This window comes from Bacillus sp. LQ16 (assembly GCF_057784645.1).
Window position 1 is genome coordinate 2,194,399 of the sequence record NZ_CM173491.1, and the last position, 12,699, is coordinate 2,207,097.

General features: G+C 34.1%; 13 protein-coding genes. 10 read left to right on the forward strand and 3 right to left on the reverse strand.

What is annotated here, in order from left to right; all coding sequences use genetic code 11:
* Positions 1 to 9 precede the first annotated feature (9 nt).
* From AC3EMB_RS11050 to AC3EMB_RS11065, 4 genes are all read left to right on the forward strand, one after another.
* Positions 10 to 495, forward strand: coding sequence for a dihydrofolate reductase (locus AC3EMB_RS11050; protein WP_098256945.1), 486 nt, complete (start codon positions 10 to 12; stop codon positions 493 to 495).
* 158 nt (positions 496 to 653) lie between these two features.
* Entirely contained in the window at positions 654 to 2,639 is a 1,986-nt protein-coding gene (gene pbpC, locus AC3EMB_RS11055; protein WP_488517685.1) for a penicillin-binding protein 3, read from the forward strand.
* Between the two features lie 239 nt (positions 2,640 to 2,878).
* Positions 2,879 to 3,514 carry an FMN-dependent NADH-azoreductase gene (locus AC3EMB_RS11060; protein ID WP_000170028.1) on the forward strand — a complete coding sequence of 212 codons (636 nt, stop codon included), beginning with the start codon at positions 2,879 to 2,881 and terminating at the stop codon, positions 3,512 to 3,514.
* A 110-nt stretch (positions 3,515 to 3,624) separates the two neighbouring features.
* Entirely contained in the window at positions 3,625 to 4,344 is a 720-nt protein-coding gene (locus AC3EMB_RS11065; RefSeq protein ID WP_000616582.1) for a lysophospholipid acyltransferase family protein, read from the forward strand.
* Positions 4,345 to 4,385: 41 nt separating this feature from the next.
* On the opposite strand, the gene trhA is transcribed toward AC3EMB_RS11065, so the two are convergent.
* Positions 4,386 to 5,042: a PAQR family membrane homeostasis protein TrhA gene (trhA, locus tag AC3EMB_RS11070; RefSeq protein WP_000136890.1), complete on the reverse strand. Its 657-nt coding sequence runs from the start codon at positions 5,040 to 5,042 to the stop codon at positions 4,386 to 4,388.
* Between the two features lie 213 nt (positions 5,043 to 5,255).
* On the opposite strand from trhA, the gene AC3EMB_RS11075 reads away from it, so the two are divergent.
* From AC3EMB_RS11075 to AC3EMB_RS11090, 4 genes are all read left to right on the forward strand, one after another.
* Positions 5,256 to 5,441, forward strand: coding sequence for a twin-arginine translocase TatA/TatE family subunit (locus tag AC3EMB_RS11075; protein WP_000492442.1), 186 nt, complete (start codon positions 5,256 to 5,258; stop codon positions 5,439 to 5,441).
* Positions 5,442 to 5,483: 42 nt separating this feature from the next.
* On the forward strand, positions 5,484 to 6,224 hold the full coding sequence (gene tatC / locus AC3EMB_RS11080) for a twin-arginine translocase subunit TatC (RefSeq protein WP_000390119.1): 741 nt from the start codon (positions 5,484 to 5,486) through the stop codon (positions 6,222 to 6,224).
* Positions 6,225 to 6,553: 329 nt separating this feature from the next.
* The gene (locus AC3EMB_RS11085) at positions 6,554 to 6,805 is read left to right on the forward strand and encodes a DUF2535 family protein (protein WP_000629012.1); all 252 of its coding nucleotides are present in this window, start codon (positions 6,554 to 6,556) and stop codon (positions 6,803 to 6,805) included.
* A gap of 152 nt (positions 6,806 to 6,957) precedes the next feature.
* Complete coding sequence (locus AC3EMB_RS11090) at positions 6,958 to 7,800, forward strand: DegV family protein (RefSeq protein ID WP_029948540.1); 843 nt, start codon at positions 6,958 to 6,960, stop codon at positions 7,798 to 7,800.
* 330 nt (positions 7,801 to 8,130) lie between these two features.
* Here the strand turns inward: AC3EMB_RS11090 and AC3EMB_RS11095 are convergent, their stop codons facing one another.
* Positions 8,131 to 9,105 carry an MBL fold metallo-hydrolase gene (locus AC3EMB_RS11095; protein WP_001129640.1) on the reverse strand — a complete coding sequence of 325 codons (975 nt, stop codon included), beginning with the start codon at positions 9,103 to 9,105 and terminating at the stop codon, positions 8,131 to 8,133.
* A gap of 335 nt (positions 9,106 to 9,440) precedes the next feature.
* Between AC3EMB_RS11095 and AC3EMB_RS11100 the strand changes: the two genes are divergently transcribed.
* On the forward strand, positions 9,441 to 10,028 hold the full coding sequence (locus tag AC3EMB_RS11100; RefSeq protein WP_000833332.1) for an SCO family protein: 588 nt from the start codon (positions 9,441 to 9,443) through the stop codon (positions 10,026 to 10,028).
* Between the two features lie 34 nt (positions 10,029 to 10,062).
* On the opposite strand, the gene AC3EMB_RS11105 is transcribed toward AC3EMB_RS11100, so the two are convergent.
* Positions 10,063 to 10,527 carry an Hsp20/alpha crystallin family protein gene (locus AC3EMB_RS11105; protein WP_001288084.1) on the reverse strand — a complete coding sequence of 155 codons (465 nt, stop codon included), beginning with the start codon at positions 10,525 to 10,527 and terminating at the stop codon, positions 10,063 to 10,065.
* A 217-nt stretch (positions 10,528 to 10,744) separates the two neighbouring features.
* Here AC3EMB_RS11105 and asnB point away from each other — a divergent pair, with 217 nt between their 5' ends.
* The gene (gene asnB, locus AC3EMB_RS11110) at positions 10,745 to 12,646 is read left to right on the forward strand and encodes an asparagine synthase (glutamine-hydrolyzing) (protein WP_000333826.1); all 1,902 of its coding nucleotides are present in this window, start codon (positions 10,745 to 10,747) and stop codon (positions 12,644 to 12,646) included.
* The last annotated feature ends 53 nt before the right edge of the window (positions 12,647 to 12,699 follow it).

Below are 12,699 nucleotides of genomic sequence, written 5' to 3' on the forward strand. Positions count from 1 at the left end.
GATGAAAAAATGATTGTTTCATTTATGGTCGCAATGGACGAAAATAGAGTAATTGGTAAAGATAATAATTTACCTTGGCGTTTACCGAGTGAATTACAATACGTGAAGAAAACAACGATGGGTCACCCGCTTATTATGGGAAGAAAGAACTATGAAGCGATTGGTAGACCGCTGCCTGGAAGACGTAATATTATTGTAACTCGTAATGAAGGATATCACGTTGAAGGATGTGAAGTTGTTCATTCTGTAGAAGAAGTATTCGAACTATGTAAAAATGAAGAAGAGATTTTTATTTTTGGCGGAGCGCAAATTTACGATCTCTTTTTACCATACGTAGACAAGTTGTATATAACAAAAATTCATTATGCATTTGAAGGAGATACATTCTTCCCAGAAATGGATATGACAAATTGGAAAGAGATTTTTGTAGAAAAAGGTTTAACAGATGAAAAAAACCCGTATACGTATTATTACCACGTATATGAGAAACAATAATAATAAAGAAGATTGATGTGAGAATTCGCATCAATCTTTTTATTTATATTCACCAATATAAGTTTATAGATGAGATTCGATAGTGCTATAATGATAGGTAGCATGTAAAAATGCTAAAATTTTCAAAAGTACTAATATAGAAAGAGGAGGAGAATCGATTGAGAAAGATATGGGGGATTCTTTTTCTTTGCTTAACATTCATGTTAGTTGGATGTGGTAAAGAAGAAAAACCACAAGAAGCGTTTGATACATATGTAAAAGCGTGGAATAAACAAAAATTTGCAGATATGTATGATCAACTATCAAAAAATGCAAAAAAAGATATTTCAAAGAAAGAATTTACTGAGAAATATGAAAAAATTTATTCTGGTATCGAAGTGAAAGACTTAAAGGTAGAAACAGGGGAAGTAAAAGAAGATAAAAAAGATGAAGGCCCTGTTCCTTTTAAAGTAAGCATGGATACAGTTGGTGGTAAAATTACTTTTGGCCATGAAGCAAAAATGGTGAAAGAAAAAGATGGAGATAAAGAATCTTGGAAAATAGATTGGACTCCTGATTTTATTTTCCCTGGCATGACGAAAGATAGTAAAGTGCGTATGCAGACAACACAGCCAAAACGTGGTGAAATATACGATCGTAATGGAAAAGGTCTTGCAACAAATGGGAAAGCTTCTGAAATCGGATTGATTCCTGAAAAGTTAGGCGATACTGCTCCGCAAACGAAAGAAACAGTAGCGAAGTTATTAAATATGTCTGTAGAAGAAATTGATCAAAAATTAGCTGCTAAATGGGTAAAACCAGGGTATCTCGTACCAATTGGAATTTTGCCTGAAGGGGCAACGCAAAATACGTACATTGATTTACCAGGTGTTTCAACAAAACCTGTAAATGTTCGTACATATCCGTTAGGGGAAGCGGCAGCTCATCTGACTGGCTATATTGGAAAGGTAAATGCTGAAGATTTAAAAACGCTACAAAAGAAAGGCTATCAAGCTGATGACCCAGTTGGTAAAGCTGGTTTAGAGCAAGTATTAGAGGAAAAGCTACGCGGTAAAAAAGGTGGCCGTGTCTTTGTAGAAGATGCGCAAGGAAAAGAAATTAAAAACTTGGTAAAAACAGATGCTGTTGATGGAGAAAATGTAACTTTAACTATTGATAGTGCTGTTCAAGAAAAAACGTATAATGAAATGAAGGGCGAAGCTGGTTCAAGTGCAGCAATCAATCCGAAAAGTGGAGAAACAATTGCACTAGTAAGTAGTCCAGCATATGATCCTAATTTAATTGCACGAGGAACATCGAAAGCGCAACGCGAAGCTTGGAATAATGATCCGAAAAAACCGATGACGAATCGCTTTACACAATTATCGGTACCAGGTTCTGTATTTAAACCAATTACAGCTGCAATTGGTCTTGAAACGAAAACAATCGATCCAAAAGAAGAGTTGAAAATTGAAGGATTAAAATGGACAAAAGATTCTTCTTGGGGTAATTATTATGTAACGCGTGTGAAAGATGCAAATCCGATTGATTTTGATAAGGCGATGAAATACTCGGATAATATTTACTTCGCACAAGAAGCTTTGAAAATCGGAAAAGACAAGTTTATGAGTGAAGCGAAAAAATTCGGATTCGATGAGAAACTACCAATTGAATATGGATTCCCTGCTTCTAAAATTGCAAATGACGGTATTAAAAATGATATTCAAATGGCAGATACAGGATATGGACAAGGACAAGTATTAATGACTCCTCTTCATTTAGCTTTAACGTATGCGCCAATTGTAAATGATGGAACGATTCCATCACCGTATATTATTAAAACAGATAAACAACCAAAAGCTTGGAAAGAAAATGTAATTTCTAAAGGAAATCAGGATATATTAAAAACTGCTATGACGAAAGTAATTAATGATCCGGATGGTACAGGGAAAATTGCTAAGATTGATGGAATGACTCTTGCTGGAAAAACAGGTACAGCGGAATTAAAAGTATCTAAAGAAGCCGAAGGAAAAGAACTAGGCTGGTTCGCTGCATTTGATTTGAATTCGCCAGATATGGTCATTACAATGATGATTGAAGATGTAAAAGGTAGAGGTGGAAGTAACATTCCAGCTGAAAAAGTAAAACATGTTTTTCAAAAATAATATGTAATAAAAGGCTATCTCTATAATTTATAGAGGTAGCCTTTTTGTATGAGAAGTCTTAATATCTGTATACTAAATTTTAGAGAAACAAAATAAATCATTAACTTACGAAAAAAAAGTAGCTATTTTTTATTGACATTGAATAAAACTTTTTGTATTATACTTACATAAGGTAAGTTATTAACTTTTAAAAAACAAATCTTGAATTGAAGATAAAGAGAAAAAAGGGAGAGAATACAATGACAAAAGTACTATTTATCACAGCAAATCCAAATTCAGCAGAAGGTTCTTTCGGAATGGCAGTAGGGGAAGCTTTCATCGAGGCTTATAAAAACGAGCATCCACAAGACGAAGTTGTAACAATTGATCTATTCAATACTACTGTACCAGCAATCGATGCAGATGTATTTGCTGCTTGGGGTAAATTTGCAGCAGGTGAAGGCTTTGAAACTTTAACGGAAGCTCAACAACAAAAAGTAGCAGCAATGAACACAAACTTAGAAACATTTATGCATGCAGATCGTTATGTATTCGTAACTCCAATGTGGAACTTTAGCTATCCACCAGTAGTAAAAGCATACTTAGATAACGTAGCAATCGCAGGTAAAACATTCAAATATACTGAAAATGGTCCAGTCGGCTTATTAGAAGGTAAAAAAGCACTTCACATTCAAGCAACAGGTGGCGTATATTCTGAAGGAGCATACGCAGCTGTAGACTTCGGACGCAATCATTTAAAAACTGTATTAGGATTTGTCGGTGTAAATGATACTGATTATATTGCAGTTGAGGGTATGAATGCAAACCCTGAAAAAGCACAAGAAATTAAAGAAGCGGCAATTGCTAATGCTCGTGAATTAGCAAAACGTTTCTAATATAGAATGCTTAAAAAGTCCAAACACTTGCTGTTTGGACTTTTTTTCTTCTTTTTCCTTCGTTTGTCTAGTATAATGAAGGTCGGAATGATAATAGGTGGGGGTTCTGTATGATTCAAACGTTTTTTAAAATCTTTTATTTAATTTTAATTGTAATTGCGATTACACCGAGAATGTGGCGTCTTAAAAGACAAGTAAATACGATGGCGCCAAAAGAAAAAGATAATGCTGTGTATAAAACGACAAATTGGTTTGGTAAGAAAATGGTACGTGTAGCTGGAGGGACAGTAGAAGTGAAAGGGCTTGAAAATGTTCCGAAAGACAAGCCGGTACTAGTTGTAAGTAATCACCAAAGTAATATGGATATCCCTGTTTTACTAGGTTACTTAAATAAACCAATTGGATTCGTGTCAAAGGCAGAGATTAAAAAGTTCCCAGTTGTACCAACTTGGATGGAACTTATGAATTGTGTATTTATGGATCGTAGCGATCGTCGTCAATCTCTTAAAGCAATTAAAGATGGAATCGAACTATTAAAGAATGGACATTCTATCGTAATTTTCCCAGAAGGAACGAGAAGTAAAGGTGGCGAAGTTGGAGAGTTTAAGGCTGGTAGTTTCCATCTTGCAGTAAAATCAGGTGTAGCAATTTTACCTGTAACGTTAGATGGTACATATAAGATGTTTGAAGCGAATGGAAATCGTATGAAGTCAGCTCATGCAACAGTAACAATTTCTAAGCCGATTACACCTGAAGAGTATGCGAATATGGATATTAAAGAATTAACGAAGCATACACAGGAAGTTATCGCATCACAATTACATAAGTAATAAAAAAGGTTTCAGCTTATAGTAAGCTGAAACCTTTTTTATTATGCTGTAGGTAAGACGTAAAAGAGTACACAGAAGAACATCATCGTACTACCACCTAAAACGAACAGGTGCCATATGGCATGGTTAAAAGGTAGCTTTTCCCAAAGGAAGAATATAGCTCCGACAGAATATAAAATTCCACCTGCTAAAAGTAGTGAAAAACCATGTCCAGTTAGATTTTCATAAAGTGGTTTAATGGCAACGATTATGAGCCAGCCCATAATGATGTAACATAAAGTTGATGCCTTTATAAAGCGACGTACAAAGAAGATTTTGAAGACGATACCTCCGATTGCAAGTGTCCAAATTATAGCAAGCAACGTCCATCCTAATGGGCCACGAAGTGTAATAAGTAGAAAAGGAGTATACGTGCCAGCAATCAATAAGTAAATGGCTGAATGATCTAAAATAGTAAATATTTTTTCTACTTTAGGATGATGAATGCTATGTAGCAATGTTGAAAACAAGTACAGTAAGAACATGCTTACACCATAAACAGTAAATGCGACTACAGCTGATGCGGTACCGTGCTTAGAAGCATGAATAATCAATATGATTAAGGCAGGGATGCTTAAAATGGCACCGATACCATGTGTAATTGCATTTGCAATTTCTTCTTTTACAAATTGGGTCATTCGTGTCATTTTTTCAGTCATAATGCAAATCCTTTCTACTATCATAAAATAATATGTCATTTCCCTTACCATATCATACACAAGAGCAATAGAAAATGAAATTTGTATAATTGATTATATTTTTGAATTTTTTTGACAAAAGGCAATGGATTTGTTGACGTTTTCAAACTTTTTTGACAAAATAAAATTATGTAATAGTAGGACAAGGAAACTACTAATAAAGGGGATGGGGAAATGTTTTCAAATATTGGCTTTCCAGGGTTAATTTTAATTTTAGTAGCAGTACTCATTTTATTTGGACCTAAAAAATTGCCGGAAATCGGGAAGGCTTTAGGGGAAACGTTAAAAGAGTTTAAAAAATCAACGAAAGAATTGACAGATGACGCATTTCAAGAAAAGGAAAAGAAAGAAAAACTGTAATGTATTTTCCTTGTAATGGATAAATAAAGTGTGGTGAACGAGATGGAAGATCGGGAAATGAGCGTAGTAGAACATATTGTTGAACTTCGAAAAAGAGTAATATATACAGTGTTATCCTTTGTACTATTTTTAATTATTGGATTTACTTTTACAAAGGATATTTATTTTTGGCTTGTAAAAGATTTACCAATGAAATTAACTGTTCTCGGTCCAAGTGATGTATTGTGGATTTTTTTCTCGATTGCTACAGTATTTGCTATCGTTTGTACAATTCCTTTTGCTGCTATACAAATTTGGTTATTTGTAAAACCGGGTTTACATCCAAATGAACAAAAGATGACAATAATGTATATACCGGTATTGTCTATATTATTTATCGCAGGTTTATGTTTTGGATACTTTATTGTAATGCCGTTTCTATTTCACTTTTTAACTACGATAGGTAATGAAATGTTTAATACGATGTTTACGACAGAAAAGTATTTTCATTTTGTACTTAATTTAACAGTTCCATTTGCTGTGATTTTTGAATTGCCAGTCGTTGTAATGTTTTTAACTAGTATTGGAATACTTACGGCGGAATTTTTAATAAAAATAAGAAGGTATGCTTACGTAGCATTAATTATCATTGCATCTTGCATATCACCGCCTGACTTTTTATCTCATAGTTTAGTTGCGGTGCCGCTTATTTGTATTTATGAAGTAAGTATTGCTTTATCAAAGGTTGTTAGTAAGAGAAAAAAGAAAAGAGAAGAAATGCAGTCGAAAAGTGCCTCGTTATAAAGGCACTTTTTTATTTATTTGTTATACTATAGCTATAAACGTATACAATATATAGAAGAAAAAAATTATAGAATCTCCAAAATTTAGACAAACTTTGCGCTTTTATAAGCTTATACTAAATGTATTAAACAATTGATGGGTAATGAGGTTCCCGTCTCAGGGATATTTAGGACGGGAAGATGGATTAGGTGGAGATGAATAGAGTATAAATCTTCTAGCCATAAGGACTACAGAAATCATATAAGTCTGATTTTACTCCACTTTAAACAACGTCTTACAGCGCAAAGTAGAGGAAGTTCAAAAATCCAATGAAAAAGAGGATTGATATTGTGATTACGAAAAGTTTTTATTTCACTCATTCAACAGGGGATTGTATTAAAATATTCGAAATCCCTGTCCTACAGGCACAGCATCCATTATCGTTTCTAATTCAGTCTCGTCTTCAATTATTTATTGCAAAAATTCAAAAACAAAAACATCCAAGATTTTCATATTCTTTCCGTGAATATTTACAAAATTGTTTGAAGTGGAATGATTATTTAAATGTATATAAAACAAATACTCTTGAAAAAAATGCATGATATAGAGTAGAGACAGGGTTAGGAGCTCTGTCTTTTTCATTTTAGATATAAAAATATAATTAATTTGATGAAATTTCGTTCCAAATTGTTGAAAGCAGTGGGAATACTAGTATAATAACAAGGAGAGCGTATTGGAAAGGGAAGAATATAATATGCAAAAAATTAAAATTGTAACAGATTCAACGGCAGATTTATCACAAGAGGTAATCGAGAAGTATGACATTCATGTTCTACCATTATCAATCTCTGTAAATGGACAAACATATTTAGATCGCGTTGATCTACAACCAGATGAATTTATTGAAGAAATGATTAAATCAGAGGAACTACCAAAAACATCACAACCTGCAATGGGTACATTTGTAGAAATGTACGACAAGTTAGGTGAAGATGGAAGTGAAGTACTTTCCATTCATATGACAAGTGGAATGAGTGGTACTGTAGCAACTGCAAATAGTGCTGCATCAATGACCGATACAAAAGTAACAGTTGTTGATTCTCAATTTATTACACATGCTTTAGCATATCAAGTGATTGAAGCTGCAAAAATGGCAAATGAAGGACGCTCACTAGAAGAAATTTTAAAACGTGTAGATGAAGTAAGAAAGAATACTCGTTTATATGTAGTAGTAGATACATTAGAAAACTTAGTGAAGGGTGGACGTATCGGTAAAGGAAAGGCGTTTATCGGTTCGCTGCTTAATATAAAGCCAATTGCTAGTCTTGAAGATGGTGTTTATAATCCTGTAACGAAAGTTCGTAGCCAAGGCCAAATTGTAAAAACATTAGCTAAGTTATTTGAGCAAGATACAGCTGGAAAAGTTGTAAAGGCTGTTGCAATTCCGCATGCGAAAGCAATTCCTTTAGCTGAAAGTATGAAAGCGGCGGTTGAAAAAGTGAGTGGGTTTGCTCAATCAGAAATTTTCTATACAACGCCTATAATTAGTACTCATACAGGTCCAGGTGCAATCGGATTTATGTATTTAGCAGAGTAATAAAAAAGCTACTTGAAAATATATTTCAAGTAGCTTTTTTATGTAAATAGAAAGTAAGAAATAAGAAGAGCTATACAGGCACTACCGCTAATGATATAGCGAGTCTGTAAATATTCATTCATAGATAACACCCTTTATCCTGCTATTTGCAGACAGTAAAACTCCCACCTCAAAATTTAGCTGGAGCAAAGAGGTTAGGTGGCGGGCTGTCCGTAAAAGCCCGATTGGTGAAGGTTAATAATCAGTGGGGATAAAGAAACTCCCACTGATTAAAATTTCATTATAGGATTTTCTATATTATATGTTGGATATAGAAAATCAGTCGTTACGTTACACATGTAAAGTTTCAATTTTTTCATTTACTTGCTTATCATTTGTTGCGTTACTATAAATAAAAGTTTGGCCTAAAAAGAGTACATGCAGTTGTTCCCATGGTAACATGCGCAAATTCCAATTATTTCGAAGTCTAGTTATTGCTTCACGAGGTGTTTCATCGGCGAGTGCAAAAGCTCCGTAATGCATCGGTATAAAATGCGTAGCGTTTAAATCTAAATAAGCTTGCACAGCTTCTTCAGGTGAAACATGAGATACTTTCATAAACCATTCTGGTTCATAAGCGCCAATGGGCATAAGAGCAATATCAATTAAAAAGCGTTCACCGATTTCTTTGAAACCTTGGAAATAGCCACTGTCGCCACAAAAATATATGGTTTCCATAGTCGTTTCATTATCAATAATCCATCCGCCCCAGTGAGACGTATTCATATCAAATAAGAATCTTCTCGTCCAGTGCTGAGCAGGTACGAAGTGAAAAGAAACTTCGTTAATTATCGTACTTTCCCACCATTTATACTCTTCTACATGTTTAAATTTCTTACGAGTAAATAATTTTTTTAATCCGATAGGTACAAGATATAGAACATCATCATTCAACTGACGAAGAGTTGAAAAATCTAAATGATCATAATGACCATGTGAAATAAGGACAATATCAATTTTAGGCAGTGCTTCTATAGAGAGTCCAGGTTCTGTAAGTCTTGTAACTAGCTTTAATTTATTGGCCCATACTGGATCTGTTAATATATTAAGTCCATTCGTTTGGATAAGAAAAGTAGAATGCCCAATCCATGTGACAGTCGTTTTTTTTACATTACTTTGCAAAAATGCACTTTGTTTAACGGGTGATTGTTCTACTAAGAAAGAAAAATCTTTTTTGTTTTGCTTTCGTTCTTTACGCCAGCGTAAAAAAGAGCGAATTGATTTTTTTGTACTAACATTATCCATATTTTCATAGCGCTTTGCCATGAACATCACCTCATTTACAATCGTTGTATTTGTATTGTACCGAAATGTTGTTAAGGAATACAGTGTAAAACATGGATTAATGTTTAAGGAATTGTTAAAAAATAGGGAGAGGTATTTACAAAAGTAACAATAAAATTAGTTTTATCAATTCTATTTATAGAAATAATAGTAAAAAAATATATTTTGTCTAGTAATTCGCTTGAAATAAAGAAGTAACATACGTAAATTCGTACGATTTCGTGAACAAATGTAGTAAACAATTTTCTCGTAGTGTTAACTTTTGTTATTATAAACATAACCTATTTAAATTTAGGATAGAGAAAAGAGGTTTATAAATGAAGCGTTATCAAAAAATAATTGGTCTTATGGTTGTATTTTGTCTCTTTGTACTTGCTGGATGTAGTGAATCAGGTTCAAAGCTTCGTAAACCATTAAATTGGGATTTAGAAACTTTCCAATTTACAAATCAAGATGGAAAGCAATTTGGTACAAAAGATTTAAAAGGGAAAGTTTGGGTTGCAGATTTTATGTTCACAAATTGTCAAACAGTTTGTCCACCAATGACTGCAAATATGGCCAAGCTGCAAAAGATGGCAAAAGAAGAGAAGATAGACGTTCAGTTTGTTTCATTTAGTGTAGATCCAGACCTTGATAAACCAGAAAATCTGAAAGCTTTTATTCAAAAGTTTACAGAGGATACTAGTAACTGGAATTTATTAACGGGATATTCGTTAGAAGATATCACGAAGTTTTCAAAAGATAATTTCCAATCACTTGTAGATAAGCCGGAGAATGGTCAGGTCATGCATGGTACATCATTTTATTTAATTGATCAAAACGGAAAAGTAATGAAAAAGTATAGTGGCATTAGTAATACGCCATACGAAGACATTATACGTGATATGAAGCGATTAGTGGATTAAAAATAAGGGTGCATAGCACCCTTATTTTTTTGCATTAGTCTATGGATAAAATGTCATGTTGTTGGGGAAGTTTCGGCGCCCGAATTTCTAATACGCCGTTTTGATAAGAAGCTTTTGCTGCTTTTTTATTAATTGAATACGGCAACTTAATCAATCTTGATGCTTCTGAAATGGAACGTTCCCGGCGATAATAGTTATGGGATGTTTCTTCTTCTTCTTCTTCGAGTATCTCTTCTTTTACAGAGACTTTTAAGTATTCACTTTGTATTTCAATTTGAATTTGCTCTTTTTGTATACCTGGTAGTTCAGCTGTAACAACGAGTTCTTCACCAACTTCATATAAATCTACAGGGAATGTTAATAAACGGTTTCCTTTTTGGAAAAAATGATTTAAATCAGCGATTACATTGCGAAGAGGTGTTTGCTCGAAGAAATCATCAATTTGCTTTAAGTAATTACGAACCGGTGGGCGAGAAGAATCTTTTTTTTCTTCACTCATGGTATTCCCTCCTAGAAATCAATTTGCAATATCATATGACAAAAGCGGAGAAAGGTGAGTGCCTAGTTTTCATGTTTTCATAAAAAATTGTTAAAAATGTGAAATGGAGTGATTTTTTTATAGTTTTTGGTCGCCATATTCAGTTGATTATGCTAGTATAAATAGGGTTGATATAGTAGTATAGAAACAGAATGAAAACCGAAAGAGGGTAAGAAGTATGTGTGGTTTTGTAGGATGTTTATGTGAAAACCCTAGAGAGTTTTCAGAAACAGAAAAACATCAATTTGAAAATATGAACACGATGATTTTCCACCGTGGTCCAGATGACGAAGGATATTTTCGTGATGAACATGTACAATTTGGCTTCCGCCGTTTAAGTATCATTGACTTAGAGGCAGGACATCAGCCGCTAACTTATGAAAATGATCGATATGTAATTATTTTTAATGGTGAAATTTACAACTATGTAGAATTACGTGAAATGTTACTTGAAAAAGGTGCAACGTTTGCAACACAATCTGATACAGAAGTTATCATTGCATTGTATGCACATATGAAAGAAAAATGTGTAGACTATCTTCGTGGTATGTTTGCATTTATGATTTGGGATCGTGAAGAGAAGAAACTTTTCGGTGCACGTGACCACTTCGGTATTAAACCTTTATACGTCGCACAACAAGGTGATACTACATTCTTCGCATCTGAGAAGAAAAGTATTATGCATGTGATGGAAGATAAAGGAGTTAATCCAACGTCACTACAACATTATTTTACGTACCAATATGGTCCAGAGCCAGAAACATTAACAATTGATGTTAATAAAATCGAGCCTGGTCATTATTTCGTAAAAGAAATCGGTAAAGAGATGGAGATCCATCGCTACTGGAAACCTTATTTCAATGCTTCAAGCGCAACGAAAGAGGAGCATATCCAAGCAATTCGTGATGTGTTATACGATTCAGTAAAAGTGCATATGCGCAGTGATGTACCAGTAGGTTCATTCTTATCTGGTGGTATCGATTCATCTATTATCGCTTCTATCGCAAGAGAAATGAATCCAAATCTTTTAACATTCTCTATTGGTTTTGAACAACGTGGTTTCAGTGAAGTTGATGTTGCCAAAGAAACTGCTGAGAAATTAGGCGTTAAAAACCATAACGTATTCATTTCAGCGAAAGAGTTTATGGATGAGTTCCCAAAAATCATTTGGCATATGGATGATCCTTTAGCAGATCCAGCAGCTGTACCATTGTACTTCGTTGCAAAAGAAGCACGTAAGCATGTAACAGTTGTTCTTTCAGGTGAAGGTGCAGACGAGCTATTTGGTGGTTATAACATTTATCGTGAGCCAAACTCACTAAAAATGTTCTCTTACATTCCTAGCCCAGGTAAGAGCGTTCTAAAAGCATTAAGTGGTGCTCTTAAAGAAGGATTTAAAGGTAAGAGCTTCCTAGAGCGTGGATGTACGCCAATTGAAGAGCGTTACTATGGAAACGCGAAAATCTTCCGTGAAGAAGAGAAAGTTGAATTAATGAAGTATTACAATGAAAGTGTTAACTATATGGATATCACGAAACCATTGTATAACGAGATTAAAGATTATGATGATGTAAGCAAAATGCAGTACATTGACATGTTCACATGGTTACGTGGTGACATTTTATTAAAAGCTGATAAAATGACAATGGCAAACTCATTAGAACTTCGTGTACCGTTCTTAGATAAAGAAGTATTCGATGTTGCATCTAAAATTCCAACTGAATTTAAGATTGCTAACGGAACTACGAAAGCTATTTTACGTGAAGCAGCACGCGGAATCGTTCCAGATCACGTATTAGATCGTAAAAAACTTGGATTCCCAGTACCAATTCGTCACTGGTTAAAAGACGAAATGCATGATTGGGCTATCAATATTATAAACGAGAGTAAAACAGAGCATTTAATCGACAAACAGTATGTATTAAACTTACTGGAAGCACATTGTGCAGATAAAGGCGATTATAGCCGTAAAATTTGGACTGTCCTTGCGTTTATGGTATGGCACCAAATTTATGTTGAGCATAAATACGATACGAATAAGTTCCATGAAGAAACAAAACGTGCGTATAGCTTAGTTTAATTAAAAAAACCTTAAGATCGCATACGGTCTTAAGGTTTTTTTCATAAATAGGA

Bases quoted from the DNA above. Each gene is read 5' to 3' on its own strand.
- AC3EMB_RS11105 (WP_001288084.1), bottom strand. From the start codon at position 10,527: ATGAGTGAAGAAAAAAAAGATTCTTCTCGCCCACCGGTTCGTAATTAC.
- AC3EMB_RS11095 (WP_001129640.1), bottom strand. From the start codon at position 9,105: ATGGCAAAGCGCTATGAAAATATGGATAATGTTAGTACAAAAAAATCA.
- AC3EMB_RS11065 (WP_000616582.1), top strand. From the start codon at position 3,625: ATGATTCAAACGTTTTTTAAAATCTTTTATTTAATTTTAATTGTAATT.
- tatC (WP_000390119.1), top strand. From the start codon at position 5,484: ATGGAAGATCGGGAAATGAGCGTAGTAGAACATATTGTTGAACTTCGA.
- AC3EMB_RS11075 (WP_000492442.1), top strand. From the start codon at position 5,256: ATGTTTTCAAATATTGGCTTTCCAGGGTTAATTTTAATTTTAGTAGCA.
- AC3EMB_RS11060 (WP_000170028.1), top strand. From the start codon at position 2,879: ATGACAAAAGTACTATTTATCACAGCAAATCCAAATTCAGCAGAAGGT.
- AC3EMB_RS11100 (WP_000833332.1), top strand. From the start codon at position 9,441: ATGAAGCGTTATCAAAAAATAATTGGTCTTATGGTTGTATTTTGTCTC.
- AC3EMB_RS11090 (WP_029948540.1), top strand. From the start codon at position 6,958: ATGCAAAAAATTAAAATTGTAACAGATTCAACGGCAGATTTATCACAA.
- asnB (WP_000333826.1), top strand. From the start codon at position 10,745: ATGTGTGGTTTTGTAGGATGTTTATGTGAAAACCCTAGAGAGTTTTCA.
- trhA (WP_000136890.1), bottom strand. From the start codon at position 5,042: ATGACTGAAAAAATGACACGAATGACCCAATTTGTAAAAGAAGAAATT.
- AC3EMB_RS11050 (WP_098256945.1), top strand. From the start codon at position 10: ATGATTGTTTCATTTATGGTCGCAATGGACGAAAATAGAGTAATTGGT.